The organism is Rhodococcus sp. NPDC078407 (assembly GCF_044542515.1).
Classification (GTDB): domain Bacteria; phylum Actinomycetota; class Actinomycetes; order Mycobacteriales; family Mycobacteriaceae; genus Rhodococcoides.
Window position 1 is genome coordinate 1 of sequence record NZ_JBITUQ010000019.1, and the last position, 19,860, is coordinate 19,860.

16 protein-coding genes are annotated in these 19,860 nt (G+C 64.5%); 8 read left to right on the plus strand and 8 right to left on the minus strand.

Features of this window, described 5'->3' with window-relative positions:
• Positions 1-590 precede the first annotated feature (590 nt).
• From ACIGGF_RS18360 to purU, 3 genes are all read left to right on the plus strand, one after another.
• Positions 591-2,096 carry a BCCT family transporter gene (locus ACIGGF_RS18360; protein ID WP_397522685.1) on the plus strand — a complete coding sequence of 502 codons (1,506 nt, stop codon included), beginning with the start codon at positions 591-593 and terminating at the stop codon, positions 2,094-2,096.
• Between the two features lie 176 nt (positions 2,097-2,272).
• Positions 2,273-4,738 carry an FAD-dependent oxidoreductase gene (locus ACIGGF_RS18365; RefSeq protein ID WP_397522594.1) on the plus strand — a complete coding sequence of 822 codons (2,466 nt, stop codon included), beginning with the start codon at positions 2,273-2,275 and terminating at the stop codon, positions 4,736-4,738.
• A 25-nt stretch (positions 4,739-4,763) separates the two neighbouring features.
• Positions 4,764-5,612: a formyltetrahydrofolate deformylase gene (purU, locus tag ACIGGF_RS18370; RefSeq protein WP_397522595.1), complete on the plus strand. Its 849-nt coding sequence runs from the start codon at positions 4,764-4,766 to the stop codon at positions 5,610-5,612.
• Between the two features lie 167 nt (positions 5,613-5,779).
• Here the strand turns inward: purU and ACIGGF_RS18375 are convergent, their stop codons facing one another.
• From ACIGGF_RS18375 to glyA, 8 genes are read right to left on the minus strand one after another with little or no spacing between them, the layout of a single operon-like run.
• Positions 5,780-7,162 carry an L-serine ammonia-lyase gene (locus ACIGGF_RS18375; protein WP_397522596.1) on the minus strand — a complete coding sequence of 461 codons (1,383 nt, stop codon included), beginning with the start codon at positions 7,160-7,162 and terminating at the stop codon, positions 5,780-5,782.
• A complete protein-coding gene (locus tag ACIGGF_RS18380) occupies positions 7,159-7,569 on the minus strand; it encodes a glycine cleavage system protein H (protein ID WP_397522597.1) in 411 nt (136 codons plus the stop codon). The genes ACIGGF_RS18375 and ACIGGF_RS18380 overlap by 4 nt, the downstream gene beginning before the upstream one ends.
• Positions 7,566-8,474: a dihydropteroate synthase gene (folP, locus tag ACIGGF_RS18385; protein WP_397522598.1), complete on the minus strand. Its 909-nt coding sequence runs from the start codon at positions 8,472-8,474 to the stop codon at positions 7,566-7,568. The genes ACIGGF_RS18380 and folP overlap by 4 nt, the downstream gene beginning before the upstream one ends.
• A gap of 39 nt (positions 8,475-8,513) precedes the next feature.
• On the minus strand, positions 8,514-9,089 hold the full coding sequence (locus ACIGGF_RS18390) for a sarcosine oxidase subunit gamma (protein ID WP_397522599.1): 576 nt from the start codon (positions 9,087-9,089) through the stop codon (positions 8,514-8,516).
• A complete protein-coding gene (locus ACIGGF_RS18395) occupies positions 9,082-11,925 on the minus strand; it encodes a 2Fe-2S iron-sulfur cluster-binding protein (protein ID WP_397522600.1) in 2,844 nt (947 codons plus the stop codon). Before ACIGGF_RS18395 ends, ACIGGF_RS18390 begins: the two co-directional genes overlap by 8 nt.
• Positions 11,922-12,200: a sarcosine oxidase subunit delta gene (locus tag ACIGGF_RS18400; protein WP_397522601.1), complete on the minus strand. Its 279-nt coding sequence runs from the start codon at positions 12,198-12,200 to the stop codon at positions 11,922-11,924. Before ACIGGF_RS18400 ends, ACIGGF_RS18395 begins: the two co-directional genes overlap by 4 nt.
• Before the next feature lie 51 nt (positions 12,201-12,251).
• The gene (locus ACIGGF_RS18405; RefSeq protein WP_397522602.1) at positions 12,252-13,490 is read right to left on the minus strand and encodes a sarcosine oxidase subunit beta family protein; all 1,239 of its coding nucleotides are present in this window, start codon (positions 13,488-13,490) and stop codon (positions 12,252-12,254) included.
• Positions 13,487-14,767: a serine hydroxymethyltransferase gene (gene glyA, locus ACIGGF_RS18410; RefSeq protein WP_397522686.1), complete on the minus strand. Its 1,281-nt coding sequence runs from the start codon at positions 14,765-14,767 to the stop codon at positions 13,487-13,489. The genes ACIGGF_RS18405 and glyA overlap by 4 nt, the downstream gene beginning before the upstream one ends.
• A 166-nt stretch (positions 14,768-14,933) precedes the next feature.
• Here glyA and ACIGGF_RS18415 point away from each other — a divergent pair, with 166 nt between their 5' ends.
• From ACIGGF_RS18415 to ACIGGF_RS18435, 5 genes are all read left to right on the plus strand, one after another.
• On the plus strand, positions 14,934-15,605 hold the full coding sequence (locus ACIGGF_RS18415; protein ID WP_397522603.1) for a GntR family transcriptional regulator: 672 nt from the start codon (positions 14,934-14,936) through the stop codon (positions 15,603-15,605).
• A gap of 101 nt (positions 15,606-15,706) precedes the next feature.
• Positions 15,707-16,225 carry a hypothetical protein gene (locus ACIGGF_RS18420; protein ID WP_397522604.1) on the plus strand — a complete coding sequence of 173 codons (519 nt, stop codon included), beginning with the start codon at positions 15,707-15,709 and terminating at the stop codon, positions 16,223-16,225.
• 56 nt (positions 16,226-16,281) lie between these two features.
• On the plus strand, positions 16,282-17,241 hold the full coding sequence (locus ACIGGF_RS18425) for a hypothetical protein (RefSeq protein WP_397522605.1): 960 nt from the start codon (positions 16,282-16,284) through the stop codon (positions 17,239-17,241).
• Positions 17,225-18,034 (plus strand): enoyl-CoA hydratase-related protein, encoded by an 810-nt coding sequence (locus tag ACIGGF_RS18430; RefSeq protein ID WP_397522606.1) that lies wholly within the window; start codon positions 17,225-17,227, stop codon positions 18,032-18,034. Before ACIGGF_RS18425 ends, ACIGGF_RS18430 begins: the two co-directional genes overlap by 17 nt.
• Positions 18,035-18,196: 162 nt before the next feature.
• Positions 18,197-19,855 carry a BCCT family transporter gene (locus ACIGGF_RS18435; protein WP_397522607.1) on the plus strand — a complete coding sequence of 553 codons (1,659 nt, stop codon included), beginning with the start codon at positions 18,197-18,199 and terminating at the stop codon, positions 19,853-19,855.
• Positions 19,856-19,860 lie beyond the last annotated feature (5 nt).

Here is a 19,860-nt window from a genome sequence, read left to right on the forward strand (position 1 = left end):
ACCACGACATCGTTCGGGCCGGGATCGGGAATGGTGATCGTTTCGATCGAGACGGGTGCGCCCTTGCTCTTGGCAACGACGGCACGGACCTGCTGGGGCATTGTTGGCACTCCTGAGTTGGACGGAGCAGAGGCGCGAGCCCGCTGCTGATATTGAAATGTCGTTAATATATCAGTTACCGAACAGTAACGAATGTTAAATGCGAGTATCGAGTTGGGGCGTCCAGTGCCGATCGGAGTCGCATACTCCCAGCTCCAAGCCTATGCGCTTGGGTAATGGGCGCGACGAGCGCGGTGAAACGGTCGACGAACTCTTGACATCGACCTCACGTCGGCTCACTCTTGTTCGGGTTCAGGCAATTCCGAGTTGCGCACAGAGCAACGCGTCGCGCATCTTCCGACAACCCCACGCTGCGTACACGGGCGACATACCTATTCGGCGAAAGCCGGAGGGAGAACGATGTGACAACGAACAGCAAACCCCGGAGCGACAAGACTCGGGTCGTGGCATCCGAGAAACATGCCCCCCATCATTACGGTCCCCTCGAGGTCTATCACCATGGAGAGGAGGGCAAGCCGCGCACAGACAAGGTGGTCTTCGGTATCACCGCCGCCATCGTGATCGCGATCCTGGCGTGGGGTGTCCTCGGAACCGAGAACATGAAGTCCGTCAACGCGTCCGTACTCGACTGGGTCGTGACCAACATCGGCTGGCTGTTCATCTTCTCGGCCACCGGATTCGTGATCTTCGCGATCTGGCTCGCGCTCAGTCGATACGGAAAGATTCCCCTCGGCAAGGACGGTGAAAAGCCGGAATTCAACACCGTCAGCTGGATCGCGATGATGTTCAGCGCCGGCATGGGAATCGGGCTGATCTTCTGGGGAGTGGCCGAGCCGCTCACTCACTTCGTCACCCCGCCGCCCGGAATCACCGATTCGACTGTGGGAACCGCACTCTCGACCGCCATCTTCCATTGGGGTTTGCATCCCTGGTCCATGTACGCGGTGGTCGGCTTGTCCATCGCGTACGGAACGTACCGAATGGGCCGTAAGCAGCTCATCAGCTCGTCGTTCATTCCGTTGATCGGACGACATGCGGAAGGGCCCATAGGCAAGGTCATCGACATCCTGGCGATCTTCGCCACGATGTTCGGAACGGCCGCCTCGCTCGGACTCGGTGCGCTCCAGATCGGCTCGGGCATAGAGGTTCTCGGTTGGGTCAACCAGGCCGGGACGCTTCTGCTCGTCGCTGTCGTCGCCATTCTGACGCTCGCCTTCGTGGCGTCGGCAGTGTCCGGAATCTCCAAGGGGATTCAGTGGTTGTCGAACATCAACATGGTGCTGGCCCTGGTGCTCGCTCTGTTCGTGTTCGTCGCCGGACCTACGGTCCTGATCCTGAACCTGCTGCCCACCACGCTCGGTGACTACGCCGCGCACATCGCCGGCATGTCGGCGCGTTCGGCTGCGTCGGGTGGCCCCGAGACCGAATCCTGGCTCTCATCCTGGACCATCTTCTACTGGGCCTGGTGGATCTCGTGGACCCCCTTCGTCGGAATGTTCCTCGCGCGCATCAGTCGCGGCCGCACCATCCGCCAGTTCGTCATCGGCGTCATTCTGATTCCGACGTCGGTGAGCCTGGTCTGGTTCTCGATCTTCGGCGGCGCAGCAATCGGGGAGCAGCAGAAGGGGACCGAGGATCTGGTGGCTCTCGGCGCGCCGGAATCGCAGCTGTTCGCGGTTCTCGACCAATTTCCGTTGGCCGCCATCTCGTCGGTGCTGGTGATGGTGTTGGTCGGCATCTTCTTCGTCAGTGGGGCCGATGCCGCCTCGATCGTGATGGGCACCCTGTCGCAGGGTGGCACCCTCGATCCCTCACGTGGTGTTGTCGCCTTCTGGGGTGTGGTCACCGGCGGAATCGCGATCCTGATGTTGTGGACCGGAGGATCCGATGCCTTGAGCGGGTTGCAGACGATGACGATCATCGTGGCGGCGCCGTTCGTGCTGGTGATGATCGGAACGTGTGTGTCGCTCTACAAGGACGTCACCAGTGATCCGTTCATCCTTGCAAGTCAGAAAAAGGTCAAGTCCGATAGATGAAGTGAGCCGATGGTGCGGGACGCGTCCAGACGCTCCCGCACCATCGGCGTTTCGGGGGTTGACCATGTCCATCTCTGCCCATACTCTTGATATATCAATTTCTGGTTAGTTGTCGTGCAGACCGTTGGTTCCTTCGGTCGAGCTCCATCTCTCCACCCCGATACGGAAGGACCACCATGGGTTCACCGAGAGTTGTCATCATCGGCGCCGGCATCGTCGGTACCAACGTGGCCGACGAGCTCACCGCACGCGGTTGGGATCGCATCACCGTCCTCGATCAGGGGCCGCTCCCTCTCACGGGTGGATCCACCTCGCACGCACCGGGTTTGGTGTTCCAGACCAATGCATCGAAGACGATGACCGAACTCGCCCGGTACACGGTCGAGAAGTTCATGGGCCTCGAGGTGGACGGGCAGTGGTGCTTCAACCAGCTCGGCGGGCTCGAGGTGGCAACCACCGAGGAGCGGCTCGCGGATCTGCATCGTAAGCAGGGGTGGGCCACGTCCTGGGGCATCGAGGGATCGGTCATCGACCCGTCCGAATGCGCCAAACTGCATCCGCTGATCGACCGTTCGCGTGTTCTCGGCGGCCTGTACGTCGAGACCGACGGACTCGCCAAGGCGTCACGCGCCGTCGTGGCACTGACCCGTCGCGCAGAATCGCGCGGAGCCGTCTTCCGTGGTTCCACCAAGGTTGTCGGTATCGAACAGACCGGCGGCCGCGTCACCGGTGTGGCGACCGATCAGGGCGTCATCGAGGCCGACATCGTGGTGTCCTGCGCCGGCTTCTGGGGCCCCGATGTGGGCGAACTGGTCGGCATGAAGGTGCCGCTGCTGCCCCTGGCGCACCAGTACGCCAAGACCGACCAGATCCCGGAACTGGTGGGACGCAACACCGAAGCGGCCGAGGCCGGCATGCCCATTCTTCGACATCAGGACCAGGACCTGTACTTCCGCGAGCACGTCGACCGTCTCGGTATCGGAAGCTACGCACACCGGCCGATGCCTGTCGACACCAAGACTCTGCCGGGCGGCAACGGTGTATCCGACGACGCCATGCCGTCCATGCTTGACTTCACGCAGGAGGATTTCGCCCCGTCGTGGGAGCAGTCCAAGCTGCTGTTGCCCTGCCTCGAGACCGCGAAGATCGACCACGCCTTCAACGGAGTCTTCTCGTTCACACCGGATGGCGGACCGTTGCTCGGCGAGTCCCCGGACATCAAGGGCTTCTGGATCGCCGAGGCCGTCTGGGTCACGCACTCGGCCGGCGTCGGCCGGGCCATTGCGCAGTTGCTGGTCGACGGGCGTTCCGAGGTGGAACTGCACGGATGCGACGTCAACCGTTTCGAGGACTTCCAGCTCGATCCCGCGTACGTCAGCGAAACCTCGCAGCAGAACTTCGTCGAGATCTATGACGTGTTGCATCCTTCGCAGCCGCGGTTGTCCCCGCGCGACGTGCGGGTGAGCCCCTTCAACGCGCGGCAGCAGCAACTCGGTGCGGTGTTCCTCGAAGGCGGCGGGTGGGAACGCCCGCACTGGTACGAGGCCAATGCCGATCTGGTGCAACAACTTCCCGCCGAGTGGCAGCCGCCCAGGCGCGACGAATGGGCCTCGATGTTCCATTCGCCCATCGCTGCGGCCGAGGCGTGGAAGACCCGTACGTCCGTTGCCATGTACGACATGACCCCGCTCAAGCGACTGCGGGTGCGCGGGCCCGGTGCGCTGGCACTGTTGGAAGGATTGACGTCCGGCAAGATGGACAAGTCCGTCGGGGCCGTCACGTACACCCTGGCTCTCGACGAAAAGGGCGGCGTCCGAAGCGACCTCACCGTCGCGCGGTTGTCCGCCGACGAGTTCCAGGTCGGTGCCAACGGCAACCTCGACTACGACTACCTGCGCCGCGAAGCGCCCAATGACGGCAGCGTCACCGTCGACGACATCACCGGATCCACGTGCTGCATCGGCCTGTGGGGCCCGCACGCCCGTGAGGTCGTCGAGAAGCTGACCCAGGACGACTTCTCCAACGAGAACTTCAAATACTTCCGCTGCAAGCAGGTTCGGATCGGGGGAGTGCCCGTCACCGCGATGCGATTGTCTTACGTGGGCGAGCTCGGGTGGGAGCTGTACACCACTGCCGATTACGGCCAGCGCCTGTGGGACATGTTGTGGCAGGCCGGTTCCGAGTTCGGCATCATCGCCGGTGGACGCGCTGCGTTCAACAGCCTGCGCATGGAGAAGGGCTACCGGTCCTGGGGCTCGGACATGACCACCGAGCACAACCCCTACGAGGCAGGGCTCGGCTTCGCGGTACGTCCGGCCAAGGGTGAATTCCGCGGCCGCGCCGCCGTGCTGGAAATGTCCGACGACACCGTCTCCAAGAAGCTGGTGTGCCTGAAGATCGACGACGGCACGTCGGTGGTCCTCGGCCACGAGCCCGTCCTGGTGAACGGTGAACCTGCCGGTTACGTCACCAGTGCCTCGTTCGGACATACCGTCGGTGCGCCGATCGCCTATGCCTGGGTGCCGGCCACCAGTGCAGAACCCGGTGCAGCAGTACAGATTCGATACTTCGACCGGCTCGTGTCCGCCACCGTCGTGGCCGAGCCCCTCGTCGACCCCGAGATGGCCAAGATCCGCAGCTGACGACCCACCAGTACCAGGAGATTCGATGACCGAGAACTTCACCCTCACGCTCAGCTGCGGACAGCGGCCGGGCATCGTCCGGGCCGTCAGTGCGTTCCTGTTCGACAACGACTGCGACATCGCCGAACACCAACAGTTCGACGACTCGACGGACGGGTCGTTCTTCCTGCGCACCTCGTTCGTAGCCGGTGGCAGCACCGACATCGAGAAACTGACCGAGAGCTTCCGCGAGGTGGCCGACCGATTCTCGATGATGTACACGTTCAACGGCTGCAGTCAGCCGCGCGTGTTGGTCATGGTCTCCAAGATGGGGCACTGCCTCAACGACCTCATCTTCCGTTGGCGCTCCCAGAATCTCGGCGGAGAACTGGTGGCCGTGGTGTCCAACCACGAGGTGCTGCGGCCGATGGCCGAGGCTGCCGGGCTGCCGTTCGTCCACGTTCCCGTCACCCCGGGTACCAAGGCCGAGGCCGAGCAGCGACTACTGGACCTCGTCGCCGAATACGAGGTGGACCTGGTGGTGCTGGCCCGCTACATGCAGGTGCTCTCCGACGAGACGTGTCGCGCGCTGCACGGCAAAGCCATCAACATCCACCACTCGTTCCTGCCCGGCTTCAAGGGTGCAAAGCCCTACCACCAGGCGTTCGATCGAGGCGTCAAGCAGGTCGGTGCCACGGCCCACTACGTCACCCCCGATCTCGACGAGGGCCCGATCATCGAGCAACAGGTCATTCGCATCGACCACACCCATGACCCGTCTCGTCTCGCCACCGTCGGGCAGGACGCCGAGGCGCTCGCACTGTCGCGAGCAGTGCGCTGGCACTGCGAAAATCGCGTGCTGCTGCACGGACATCGGACGGTGATCTTCAGCTGAGCCGACACACGAGGGGCCCGTACCGAATCGGTACGGGCCCTTCGTTGTTGTGGTGGTCGAGGGGAGTGGGGGGACCTCACACCTTTTCTGCCTAGTGCGCGCGTGTTCTCTTTGCGAAGAACACGCGCGCACCTTGCAAAAACGGTGTGAGGTCCCCGCTCCACGCTCTAACATTCAACGAAGTTGACCGGCACGTTGATTGCGAGGCCGCCGCTGGAGGTCTCCTTGTACTTCGAATGCATATCGGCACCGGTGGAGCGCATCGTCTCGATCACCTGATCCAGGCTGACGCGATGAGTACCGTTGCCGCGCAGCGCCATTCGAGCTGCGTTGATCGCCTTGCCGGCCGAGATGGCGTTGCGTTCGATGCACGGTATCTGCACCAGCCCGCCGATGGGGTCGCACGTGAGACCGAGGCTGTGTTCCATCGCGATCTCGGCGGCGTTCTCCACCTGTTCGGGCGTGCCGCCGAGTACCTCGGCCAGACCGGCTGCGGCCATCGACGCCGCCGAACCCACCTCGCCCTGGCAGCCCACTTCGGCCCCGGAGATCGAGGCCATCTCCTTGTAGAGCGATCCGATCGCGCCTGCGGTGAGCAGAAAGCGCACCGTGCTGCCGTCGGGATCGGCGATGCCTGCAGCGGTGTAGCGAGTGGCGTAGTGCAGCACGGCCGGGATGATGCCGGCCGCGCCGTTGGTGGGTGCCGTGACGATACGGCCGCCGGATGCGTTCTCCTCGTTGACCGCGAGCGCGACGAGATTGACCCAGTCCTCGGCGAATTCGCTCGAGCGGTGTGGATCCTCGGCATCGAGCCGGAGGAACCAGTCCCGTGCTCGACGCCGCACTCCCAGCGTGCCGGGGAGGTAGCCGTCGCGCGAGATGCCACGATTCTCGCATTCGACCATGACGTTACGAATGTGCAGCAGGCCGTCGCGAATCTCGTCGAGCGTCCGACGTTCGAGTTCGACCTCGGTCATGACGTCGCTGATACTGCAGCGTCGACGCTCGCAGAGCTGCAGTAGTTCCTTGGCGGACCCGAAGCCGTTCGCGGAGGCGAGGGGTGCTACGGCCTCGATGCTCTCGGCCTCGGTCACCACGAAACCGCCGCCGACGGAGAAATAGACCTCACTGTGCAGTTCGGTCGAATCCGACGCGCGAGCGGTCAGTTTCATTCCGTTGGGGTGGAACGGCAAGACCGTCAACGGACGCAGCACGATGTCGTCGACGGCCAGATCGATCTCGCGGTCACCGCCGAAAAGGATGCGCCCGGTGGCCGCCATCGAAGCCTGCCGCTCCTCCATCACCTCGGTCGTGATGCTCTCTGGTGCATGGCCTTCCAGCCCCAGCAGCACAGCGGTCATGGTGCCGTGGCCCGCTCCGGTCGCGGCCAGTGAGCCGTACAGGTCCACGGTGACGTCTCGAACGTCCTCGAATGCAGACATGGTGCGCAGATCGTCGACGAATCGAGCGGCCGCCCGCATCGGGCCGACGGTATGCGAGCTAGACGGGCCGACGCCGACGGAGAAGAGGTCGAACACACTGATCGTCATGGGTTTGCCATTCCTGCGCCGGTGGACTCGCGCGTGGTCAGGTCGTCGAACGTCGAGGCTGCGGGAGTCAGTACGGCGAACAACCAGCCGGCACCGAGCGGATCGGACACGACGATGGACGGGTCCTCGCGCACAGCCGGATTGACGATCGTGACCATGCCACTGGCCGGAGCGAACACCGTGACGGATCCGGCGGAGGTATGGATGGTCCCGCACGCCTCACCGGCGGTGAGCACGGTGCGAACCGCAGGCAGGTCGACGCCGACAATGTCGACCGCATCGCCCAAAGCCTCCGGTGTCACGCCCACGCGGCTCGGCGTCTGTGCGGGTGAACCGAACGGGTCGACGGCCATCCAGCCGTGGTCGGCACTGAAGAGTCGGCGGGCGGAGGAGAGAGATGCGGTCATGAGGTGGCCTCGGCATTCTTCGTGGATTGGCCTGGAATCGCGGCGAGTGAACGCAGTGCCCGCAGCACGGCCAGTGCGTCGATGGTGGCGGCGACGTCGTGCACCCGGAGGAGCGACGCCCCGTTCTGGGCCGCGATGATCGCGGCGGCGAGCGAGCCGGCGAGTCGGCCGTCGACCTCTCTGCCGGTGATGGCACCGATCATTCCCTTTCGCGACACACCCGCCATGATCGGCCGCCCGGCCGCGGTGAGATCCCGAAGGCTCTGCAGCAGTTGCAGATTGTGTTCGAGTGTCTTGCCGAATCCGAAGCCGGGATCGACCAGGATGCGGTACGCCGGGATACCGGCCCGGATGCACTCGGAGGCTCGGTCGTCGAGAAACCCGCGTACCTCGGCGGCGACGTCGCCGTAGTGAGGGCGGTGCTGCATCGTCGCCGGTTCGCCTTGCATGTGCGTCAGGCACACGGCGACGTCCAGCTCGGCCGCTGCGGCGAGCGCACCCGGAAGACGAAGAGCGCGGACGTCGTTGATGACGCTCGCCCCGGCGCGCACCGCCTCCCGCATCACCTCGGGACGTGAGGTGTCGACCGACAGCGGTGTCGAGGTGAGCTTGGACAGCGCCTCGATCACCGGGACGACTCGGGCGATTTCCTCGTCGACAGTGGGTGGAACCGACCCCGGCCGGGTCGACTCACCGCCGATGTCGAGCAACTCGGCTCCCTCGTCGACCATCGACAGTGCATGCGTCACAGCGCGATCCGAGTCCAGGAACATGCCCCCGTCGGAGAACGAATCCGGGGTGACGTTGACGATCCCGCAGACGACGGGATGTGAGGTCGTCAACCGGGTCAGCAGTCGGTCGCGCGCGTCGGCGGCCCGTGTTGCTGTGGATACGGTCGTGAGCACAGTGATCACCTCTTCTCTCGCGCAGTGCAACGGAAACGATCAGGCGTCGGTGTATTCCTCGGCCGCGTCGGTCAGCCAGTCAGCGAGATACCGTGCGAACGACGAGCGCACGAGGATGCGGTAGTCCGTTCCGGTGTCGTCACAGGCGATGAGGATCATGCCTGCCATCGCGAGCATCGTCTGTACCGTCGACCCGGCAGGAAAGACGCGGGGGTGCAGATCGATCGAGCATCCCTTCGCCAACACCTCGCGGGCTCGGGAACCGCTCAACCGCAGACTGGTTCGCTGCGCGGACACGTCCGTCGCTGCGCCCCGGTGTTCACGTACGGCCGAGCCGAGACGGTGTTCGAGCTCGACCGGATCCATGCCCGCTCCGATCACGAGCCACTCCTCGGGGCCGAGCCAGATCGACGTGGTGTTCGTGCCCTCGGCGACACGGCCGGGTCCGGGGAGTTCGGTGCCGAGCTCGGTCGAGGCAGCGGCACCGCCCGGTCCGTTCGGGTCGACCCACAGGTCGATTCCGGCGAGGAAGGGTTCCTCGACGATGCGGACGGCAGGCGAGTCCGGTAGCGCTGTTTCTGCGAGCGGGCTTCTGGCGGCGAGTCGGTCAGCCATCACGGCGGTTACCTTCCGGGTCGACGAGTACGGAGCCGGTGACTTCCACGGCGACGAGGGTGTCGCCCACCGGGACGTGCAAGATGTCGCCGAGTCGGTCACGGCCGGCCTCGAGCAGGGCCAACCCGAACGGTCGGCCCAGTTCTGCGCTGGCGTAACTCGACGTGACGTGGCCGAGCATCGGTACCGGCAGTTCGGGCAAAACACCGCTGTCGGAGTGTTCGATGATCTGCGAACCCTCTGGAAGGACGGTCTCGCGATCGACGGGCAGGAGTCCGACGAACTGCTTGCGCAACGGGTTTCGGTTCTCGGCCCGGTCGAACGACCGCTTTCCGATGAAGTCGAGCTTCTTCTTCGATACCGCCCAGCTCATGCCGAGATCCTGCGGGGTGACGGTGCCGTCGGTGTCCTGACCGACGATCGGGTAGCCCTTCTCGGCCCTCAGCACGTGCATGGTCTCGGTGCCGTACGGGGTGATGCCGTACTTCTCACCCGCCGCGATCAGCTGCGACCACAGTGCGTGGGCATGCCAGGAATCGATGTTCACCTCGAAGGCGAGTTCACCGGAGAAACTGATGCGCGCCACGCGCACCGGTACACCGTCGATCGAGGCATCTCGCCAGGCCATGAACGGGAACGCCTCGTTGGAGACGTCGAGCTCGGGGAAGATCTCGCCGACGAGATCGCGGGAGCGCGGCCCGACGACGGGGAAGGTGGCCCACTGCTCGGTCACCGAGGTCAGCCGAACCGCGAGGTGCGGCCACTCGGTCTGCAGCCATTCCTCCATCCAGTCGAGCATTCCGGCCGCGCCGCCGGTGGTGGTGAAGACCTGGAATCGGTCGTCCGCCAACCGCATCACGGTGCCGTCGTCGATCACCATGCCGTCGGCGCCGCACATCACGCCGTACCGAACCATGCCGACTTTCAGATTGCTCATCATGTTCGTGTAGAACATGTCCAGCACCGCGCCGGCGTCGGGGCCCTGCACGTCGATTTTGCCCAGGGTCGAACCGTCGAGCATGCCGACTCCCGCACGCACGGCCGCACATTCGCGGAGCACGGCATCGTGCATCTCCTCGCCGGGCAGTGGGTAGTAGCGGGGCCGCTTCCACTGTCCGACGTCCTCGAAGACCGCGCCGCGGGCGACGTGCCAATCATGTACTGCAGTAACGCGTTCCGGGTCGAAGGCCATGCCGCGGTTGCGGCCGGCCAACGCCGCGAACGCCACCGGGGTGTACGGCGGGCGGAACGTGGTGGTGCCCAGGTTCTCCACCGGCTTGTCGAGCAGTTCGGCCACGATGCCCGAGGACACCACACCGGAGGTCTTGCCCTGATCGTGCGCGGTGCCGATCGTGGTGTAGCGCTTGATGTGTTCCATCGACGACATGCCTGCCCCGACCGCGCGGACCAGATCGGCCACCGTCGCGTCACGTTGTACGTCGACGAATTGGCTGTCGGCTCCGAAGTCGTCGCGCACCCGCCACAGCACCAGTGACGGGCTGCTGGGTTCGGAAGCGACTGCTGGTGAGAGGGTTTCGGAAACAGAGAAGCCCAGACGGTTCAGCGCGCCGGCCGCTGCCGAGCTGCCGCCATCGATGCAGCCGGCCAGGTCGAACACCCCCGAGGCCGACCCGGCGACACTGATGCCCTCGACGTCGTCTGCGGGTACGAATGCGCCGAGTGTGCCGTCGTAGCGCAGTTTGCCGCGGGCCTGGCTGAACAGGTGCACCGCGGGGTTCCAGCCGCCACTGACGAGCAGTACGTCGCACGCCACGGTGTCGGTGGCACCGTCCGCCCCGGTGACCAGTGCGTGGGTGACGCGGGAGTCGCCGCGGGTGCCGGAGACGACGCTTCCGGTGCGCACCTCGATACCGCGCTCGCGGCACAGGCCGAGCCAATGTTCCGGTGCCTCGGAGCGGGCCTCGACGATGCTCGCGATGCGGACCCCGGCGTCGTGCAGATCGACGGCGGCCTTGTATGCGCTGTCGTTGGTGGTGAAGACGACGGCCTCGGTTCCCACCGTCACGCCGTAGCGATGCAGGAACGTCCGTGCGCTGTGCGCCAACATGATTCCGGGGCGGTCGTTGTCGGTGAACACGACGGGACGTTCGTGAGCACCAGTGGCCACCAGTATGTGCCGCGAACGAATACGCCAGACGCGCTGGCGGCTCAGTGCTGCAGGCGCTTCGAGACCCAGGTGATCGGTGCGGCGCTCGAGCGCGAGGACGAAACCGTCGTCGTAGGAACCGAACGCGGTGGTGCGGCGCAGCACCCTCGCATCGGGGAAGGTCGACAACTCGGTCACCGCATCGGCCACCCAGTCCAACGCGGGCTTGCCGTCGATGACGTCGTCGGAACCGAGGAGGGAGCCGCCGAACTCGCACTGATCGTCGACCACGATCACGCGAGCGCCGCTGCGGGCCGCGACCAGAGCGGCGGTCAGCCCGGCCGGGCCTGCGCCGACGACCAACAGGTCGGCGTGGGCGTGCATGGCGTCGTACTTGGCGGAGTCGGAGATCTCGGCGAGACGCCCCTGCCCGGGGATGCCGCGGGCGACCAGGCCGTCGTACAGCTCGATCGTTGTGGCGAGCAGCATCGGCTCGGGGAACGGCTCCTCGATCTGTACGAGTCCGCCGGTGTCCTCGGCCCACGCTGCGGTGAATCCGCGGGGCCTGCCGAGCTTGATGCTGGTGGTGACCTGATGGATACCGTTGGCGAGCAACGCAGATGCCAGCGTGTCGCCCGGGTGGCCCTGCAGGGCCGAGCCGCCGAATGTGAATTCGAAGGTGCTCGTGCGGTCGATGCGGCCGCCGGATGCGGTGCGGAATGCGGTCATGGATTCACCGGCTTCGGGTCGTCGAGGCGATAGACACTGTGGATTCGGTAGGAGGCGGTGTCTCGTACAGCGTTGAACCAACGCCGGCACCCTGCGCTGTGGCTCCACCGTTCCGCGAAGAGCCCCTTGGGGTTGTCGCGGAAGAACACGAAGTGCGCCCACTGTTCGTCGGTCAGGGCCGAGGGATCCTCGGGGTAAGCGATGTGCGCCTGGCCGCCGTAGTGGAACTCGGTCTCTTCTCGACTCCCGCACCACGGGCATTCGATCAATTGCATTGCCACTCCAAGATTTCTCGTTCGGGTGCTGCGTGGGTCGGGGCGGAGCAACTAGTGCGCGACGCCTGCGGCACCGTGCTCGTCCACCAGTGCGCCGGTGACGAATCGGTCCAGACTGAACGGTGCGATGTACTCGTGCACCTCGTCGTTGGCGATGGTGTCGGCCAGGCACCAACCGGCACCGGGGGTCGCCTTGAATCCACCTGTGCCCCAACCGCAATTGAGGAACACGTTGTCGAACGGCGTGCGCCCGACGATGGGGGAGGCGTCGGGACAGACGTCGACGATGCCGGCCCAGGTGCGCAGCAGATGCGCGCGAGCGAACACGGGGAACAACTCGACCGCAGCGGCCATCTGCCGTTCGATGATATGGAACGCACCGCGCTGGCCGTAACCGTTGTAGGAGTCGACGCCTGCACCCATCACCAGTTCACCCTTGTGGGCCTGGGAGACGTAGACGTGCACGGCATTCGACATGACCACCGTGGGATGCACCGGCTCGAGCAGCTCCGAGACGAGGGCCTGCAACGGATGGCTCTGCAGCGGAGTCTTGATGCCGAGCATGTCCGTGAGAGTCGAGGTGTGGCCGGCCGCGCACAGAGCCACCTGGCCGGTGGCGACGTCGCCGCGCGTGGTCTTGACGCCGGTGACGCGGTTGCCGTCGGTGGTGAAGCCGGTGACCTCACAGTTCTGGATGATGTCGATACCGGCGGCGTCGGCGCGTCGGGCAAATCCCCACGCGACGTAGTCGTGCTTGGCGATGCCGGCGCGCGGCTGATACGTCGCGCCGAGTACCGGGTATCGAATGTCGCTGGAGATGTTGACGATCGGGCACAGCTTCTTGACCTCGTCGGGGTCGACCCACTGAGCGTCGATGCCGTTGAGTCGGTTGGCCTCGACGCGTCGCACGCTGTCGCGCACGTCCTGCAGGCTGTGCGCGAGGTTGAGGACTCCGCGCTGGCTGAACAGGATGGGGTAGTCGAGGTCGTCGGCGAGCCCCTCCCACAGCTTCAGAGAGTGCTCGTAGATGCGCGCGCTCTCGTCCCACAGGTAGTTCGAGCGGATGAGGGTGGTGTTGCGCGCCATGTTGCCGCCGGCGAGCCAACCCTTCTCCAGCACAGCCACATTGGTGATGCCGTGGTTCTTGGCGAGGTAGTGCGCGGTGGCCAGGCCGTGTCCGCCGCCGCCGATGATCACGACGTCGTAGGACTTCTTGGGCTCGGGGTTGCGCCACAGGAAGTCCGGGTGGTCGGGCAGATGTGCGCCCGGTGGGGTTGCGGGGGCGGTCATCGGTAGCCTTCCGTCAGGTCTGGGTAGAGGGGGAACTGCGCGGCGACGGCTTCGACCCGGGTGCGCAGTGCATCGAGTCCGCGGTCGTCGGTGTCGGGACGCAACGCGTGGGCGATGACGTCGGAGACCTCGGCGAACGCCGTGGCGTCCAGGCCGCGGGTCGCCAGAGCCGGGGTGCCGATTCGGACTCCCGAACTCACCATGGGCGGTCGGGGATCGAACGGAACTGCGTTGCGGTTCACGGTGATTCCAGCGTGGTGGAGTCGGTCCTCGGCCTGCTTGCCGTCGAGCTCGGACTTGCGCAGGTCCACGAGAACGAGGTGGACGTCGGTGCCGCCCGAGACCACATCGATGCCTGCGGCTGCGGCGTCGTCGGTCAGTAGTCGATCCGCCAGGATCTTCGCGCCTTCGAGGGTGCGCTCCTGCCGTTCCCGGAAGTCCTCTTCGGCAGCGAGTTTGAAGGACACTGCCTTGGCCGCGATGACGTGCTCGAGCGGTCCGCCCTGCTGACCGGGAAAGACCGACGAGTTGAACTTCTTCGCCAGAGCGGCGTCGTTGGTGATGATCACACCGCCGCGTGGGCCGCCGAGCGTCTTGTGCGTGGTCGAGGTGACGACGTGTGCGTGCGGTACGGGCGACGGGTGCAGGCCGGCGGCAACGAGCCCGGCGAAATGCGCCATGTCCACCATCAGATAAGCACTGACGTCGTCTGCGATGCGGCGGAATTCGGCGAAGTCGAGGTGACGCGGGTAGGCGGACCACCCGGCCATGATCAGCTTGGGGCGGTGCTCGTGTGCGAGGCGCTCGACCTCTGCCATATCGACGAGATGGTCGTGCTCACCGACGTGGTAGGCCGAGACGTCGTACAGCTTGCCCGAGAAGTTCAGCTTCATGCCGTGCGTGAGGTGACCGCCGTGGGCGAGTGCGAGACCGAGAATGGAATCACCCGGCTGCAGAAGTGCCGCCATCGCAGCAGCATTGGCCTGCGCGCCGGAGTGCGGCTGCACGTTGGCGAACGACGATCCGAACAAGGTATTGAGCCGGTCGATCGCGAGTTGTTCGATGAAGTCGACATTTTCGCAACCGCCGTAGTAGCGGCGGCCGGGGTAGCCCTCGGCGTACTTGTTTGTCAGTACCGAACCCTGGGCCTGCATGACGGCCAGCGGTGCGAAGTTCTCGCTGGCGATCATTTCCAGGGTGTTCTGCTGGCGGCCGAGCTCGGCACTGATGGCGCGGTGCACCTCGGGGTCGAGATCGGCGAGAACACGGTTCGTCACGCCCCTCGGGTGCGGTGCCGTCGCCGTCGGTGCGAAGTCCTGCGTCACGATGGCCGCCCTTCTGGAAGATCAATGGTCTGGAACTGATATATCAAGATGCCAATAGAGTAAGATCACAAAGCAGAGCCGTCAAGGGCGGGGCATCGACCGGGAGTGAGCAGACAAGATGACAATCGGAATCCAGCCGGTGATCGATGCAACGCAGTTTGTCGGAACCAATGCCGATCGGGCCTACGAAATAGTGCGTGAGCAGCTGATCATGCTGGAGATTCGTCCCGGTGAACCCATCAACGACGACCGTCTGGCCGAGCAGTTGGGGCTGGGCCGCACGCCGATCCGTGAGGGTCTCAAACGACTCGAGCGGGAGCGACTCGTCGTCGCTTACCCCCGTCGTGGAACCTTCGCCACCGCCGTCGACATGACCGACCTGGCCAACATCTCGGAAATTCGTAAGCAACTCGAACCCGCGGCCTCGGCCCGTGCGGCGCGCACGGCCACCCGAGCTGCGCGAGACCGGCTGGCGGAACTCGCGGCCTCCATCGCGAGCATCGAGGACACCGACGATTCACGCGAAGTTCTGCGCAAAGATGTTGCGGTGCATCGGGAAATCTATCGAGCGTCGGGCAATCCCCACCTCGAAGACATTCTGGTCAGCCTCGACGCGCACGCCACCCGCATCTGGTGCATGTTCCTCGACCGACTGCCGAACGTGGCCGGCCATGTTCGCGAGCACGTCGTGCTGTTGCAGGCCATCATCGACGGCGACGCCGACACCGCTGCCGAACTGACCCTCGAGCACGTCACCGGTTTCGAGAATGCCATCCGGGAACTGCTGTAGCCCTTGTGCGTGTTTTGCGTACCTGCAGGGGCGCAAAACGCGCACGACCCGAGCTCGTGCACTATCAGGCTGGCTGCTGACAGTCGGATAGGTTTCCATTCATGAGCTCTGTACGCCACGAGGCGTCGACCGTGGATCCGACGCGCATTCCGGTCATCGTGGCCGTCGGTGAAGCAAGTGGCCGCGGCGAACCCCTGGGCGTCGAACCCATCGAACTGATCGCACTGGCTGCGAGATCGGCACTCGAGAATTCACGTACGACGGAGCCGTGGATTCGCCGTGCGGACAGCATCGCGTTCTGTCATATAGCCAGTTGGGCGTACGCGAGCCCCGCCGCTGCGCTGGCCCGTCGGTTCGATGCCACACCCGTAGATCTGTTCGATGCTCCGATCGGTGGGCAATGGCCTGCGCGGCTTCTGGACCGCGCTGCCGCGCGCATTGCATCCGGAGAGTCGACGGTGGCGGTGATCGCGGGCGGTGAAGCCCAGGCGACGATGAGCGCTCTGATCAAGGCGGGTCGAGAGCCTGTGCGAGACGCGGGGTGGAGCGCAGACCCGGGAGGTCCGCCCACCTTCGATCTCGACCAACTCGGCAGCGCTGCAATGCAACAAGCCGGCTGATCTCACCGGTCCGAATCTACCCCCTGTTCGAGAGCCGCTTCAGATTCGAGGCCGGCTTGGATCCGGAGTCTCGACTGGCCGAGTGCAGCGACCTGTATGCCGCATTCTCCGTCATCGCCGAGAAGAACCCGTATTCGTGGAACGGTCGAGCGCGGACGGCTACCGACATCGGCACACCGTCGCCGAAGAACCGCATCGTCTGCGAGCCGTATCCGCTGTCGATGAACGCCATGCCGTTTGTCGACCAGGCCGCGTGCATCGTGTTGACGAGCCTGGCCGAAGCCCGTGAACGCGGTGTGCCGGAGAGCGACATCGTGTACGTCTGGGGCGGTGCTGGTGCCGAGGACTCCGTGGACATTCTCGCGCGCAACAGTTTCGGACGTTCGGCGGCGATGGAACACGCACTGGATCGAGCGATGAATGCAGCAGAGATCGGGGTCGAGCAACTGGACGTGTTGGACGTCTACAGTTGCTTCCCGATCGTGCCGAGTCTGGCCACCCGCCACCTGCAGACGCCGACGTCGTTGATTCCTACTGTCACAGGCGGACATTCGTCGTTCGGCGGGCCGCTCAGCAGTCATTCGTTGCATTCCATCACTGCATCCGTTCGTGAGATTCGTGGTGGCAAGAAGTGCGCGTTGGTCCACGCCAACGGCGGCTACCTGACGTATCACCACTCCGTGTTGCTCAGTGGCGATCAGCATCCACTCGGCTACGTCAGTGATCCCGAACCTGCAGTGTTGCAATCGGATCCACCGCATCGCGTACCTGTCGAGGACGGCGACCTCGTGGTGGAGACAGTGTCCGTCGAGCATTCGCGGCAACAAGAACCGAATCAAGCGTTTCTCGTTGCGCTGGACGAGCATGGTCGACGCGTCGCCGCCCAGACAGCCCCCGGGGATACGGCCAGTGCCCATGCGCTGTCTCTCTACAGGAGCGACCCTGCACGCGAAATCATCGGCAGCACAGTCACTGTCGACATCATCGAAGGGAACATCCGTGTCCGAAGCAGCTAGCACCGAACCTGTCGTCCTGACGAGTCGGGAGGGCCATGTACTCGTCGTCACGATCAACCGTCCGAAAGCGGCCAACAGCATCGATGCCCGGGTTCACACGTTGCTCGGGGAGGCGTGGGAGTCGGCCGAGGAAGATCGCGACATCCGGGCCGTCGTCCTGACCGGGGCGGGGACGTCGACCTTCTGCGGTGGTGCCGATCTGAAGGCTTTAGGTACAGGCGGGCCCGCCGCGGTCACCCCACCCGAGACCGAGCACTGGGGATTCGCCGGAATCGTGCGGCACCCTATCTCGGTTCCCGTCATCGCGGCGGTGAACGGGTCTGCCATGGGAGGCGGAACCGAGATCGCCCTGGTCTCCGATATGGTCGTCGCCTCGGACACGGCCGTGTTCGGTCTGCCCGAGATACACCGTGGACTCATCGCCGGTGCCGGGGGAGCGTTCCGGCTGATGTCCGCGGTGCCGGAACACATCGCGTTGGAGATTATCTTGACGGGCCGGCCGATCTCAGCGCAGGACGCCGCACGGTGGGGACTGGTCAACAGGGTGGTCGCACCGAACGACGTCCTCGATACGGCACTCGGTCTTGCTCGGCTCTGCGCGGAGGGCGCGCCGCTCGCTGTGCGCGCATCCAAGCGGCTGGCCAGGCGTATCACCGACGGCAATATTGCCCACGAGGAACATTCGTGGGTACAGAACCGTCAGGAACTGGATCGACTCACCACCACGAAGGATGTGGTCGAGGGAATCACTGCTTTCCTGCAGAAACGCGATCCGACCTGGACCGCGCAGTGAGCTTTCAAGCAGGTGCACTGAGCGAGCAGGTAACGAATCGGCTGCAACGGTGGACAGGGCCGCTCTGGTAAACAAAGGTTAAAGGTCGGCGACGGCACGCCCCAACGACCGCGTAGAAACCGAATCCGACGATCCGTGCCGTCGAGGATGGTGACGGCAATCGTGGACACACTTGCTCGCAAACTGGGCCTCAGAACCGACAATCACATCTTCTTCGTGTCGGCCGGGCTGACGATCACGCTGTTGATCTTGTTCCTCGTCTTCCAAGACTGGGTCGGCAACGCGTTCGGGGTCGGCCGGGAGTGGATCGTCACCAATCTTGGGTGGTTCTTCATCATCGGCGTCACGGTGTGGCTGATCTTTCTGATCTGGGTTGCGATCAGCAAGTACGGCCATCTGCGGCTCGGCGATGACGACGACAGACCCGCGTACTCCAACCTGTCGTGGTTCGCCATGCTCTTCGCGGGTGGTATCGGAACCGTATTGATGTTCTGGGGTGTGGCAGAACCGATCTCACACTTCTCGACGCCACCGTTCGACGACGTGGAGCCGTACAGCGTGGAAGCGTCCCAGGACGCGATGAGCATTTCGCTCTACCATCTGAGTTTGCACACCTGGGCGATCTTCACGCTGCCGGGATTGGCGTTCGGCTTCTTCATCTACCGGTACCACCTACCGATGCGCGTGTCGTCGGTGTTCTATCCGATTCTCAAAGAACGCATCTCGGGGCCGATCGGCAAGACGATCGACGTGTTCGCGGTGCTGGGGACGATCTTCGGCTTGGCTGTGTCGTTGGGTCTGGGTACGTCCCAGATCAACGCCGGCTTGACCGAGCTCGTGGGATTGCCCGATGCCGTGTGGGCGAAGGTTCTGATCATCGGACTGCTCACCGTGGTCGCCACGGTGTCGATCGCAGTGGGGCTGGACAAGGGCGTTCGCAGGCTGTCGAACCTGAACATCCTGGTGGCCGTCGGACTGATGATCTTCGTGCTGATCGCGTCGGACACCGTCTTTCTGCTGCGGCAGATCTTCGAAAGCTTCGGTAACTACGCGCAGGAGATCGTTCCACTGTCCTTCTGGAACGACGCCATGGCCGAGTTCACCTCCGACGGCGGGTGGGGATGGCAGGGCGGTTGGACCGTCTTCTACTGGGCGTGGACCGTCACCTGGGCTCCGTTCATGGGCGTGTTCCTCGCACGTATTTCGCGGGGCCGAACGATCCGCCAGTTCGTCGTCGGCGTTCTGGTCGCTCCCTCGTTGTTCACGCTCGTGTGGTTCGTCGTATTCGGTTGGTCCGCAATGCGAATCGACGGAATCGGAGGTACCGGCGGGTCGATCTCCGACGCGGTGGCCGAGAGCGTTCCGTTGGCGATGTTCACGTTCTTCGAGAATTTCCCGGCCGCGACCCTGGTGCAAGGAATCGCGGTGGTCGTCGTGGCATTGTTCTTCGCGACATCCTCGGACTCGGCATCGCTGGTGATCGATATGTTGTGTTCCGGCGACGGCGAAGCGGGCCCCGTGCGGCAGCGAGTGTTCTGGGGTGTCACCGAAGGCGCTGTGGCTGCGACGTTGATCGTGCTCGGGGGTGAGGCAGGACTGGAAGCCCTTCAACAGGTCATCACCGTGATCGGGCTGCCGATCTTCATCCTGGTATCGCTGATGATCATCGCGCTGGTGATGGGCCTGCGAGCAGAGAGGGTGAAGGTGCTGCCGGTGACCCGAGAACAATTCCGCGAACACAACGGCAAACCGACCGTCACCGAGTCCGAGAAGGTGCGCTCTTCATCGCTGGCACGGGATTCCGGAGACGACCGACCGTAACTGCC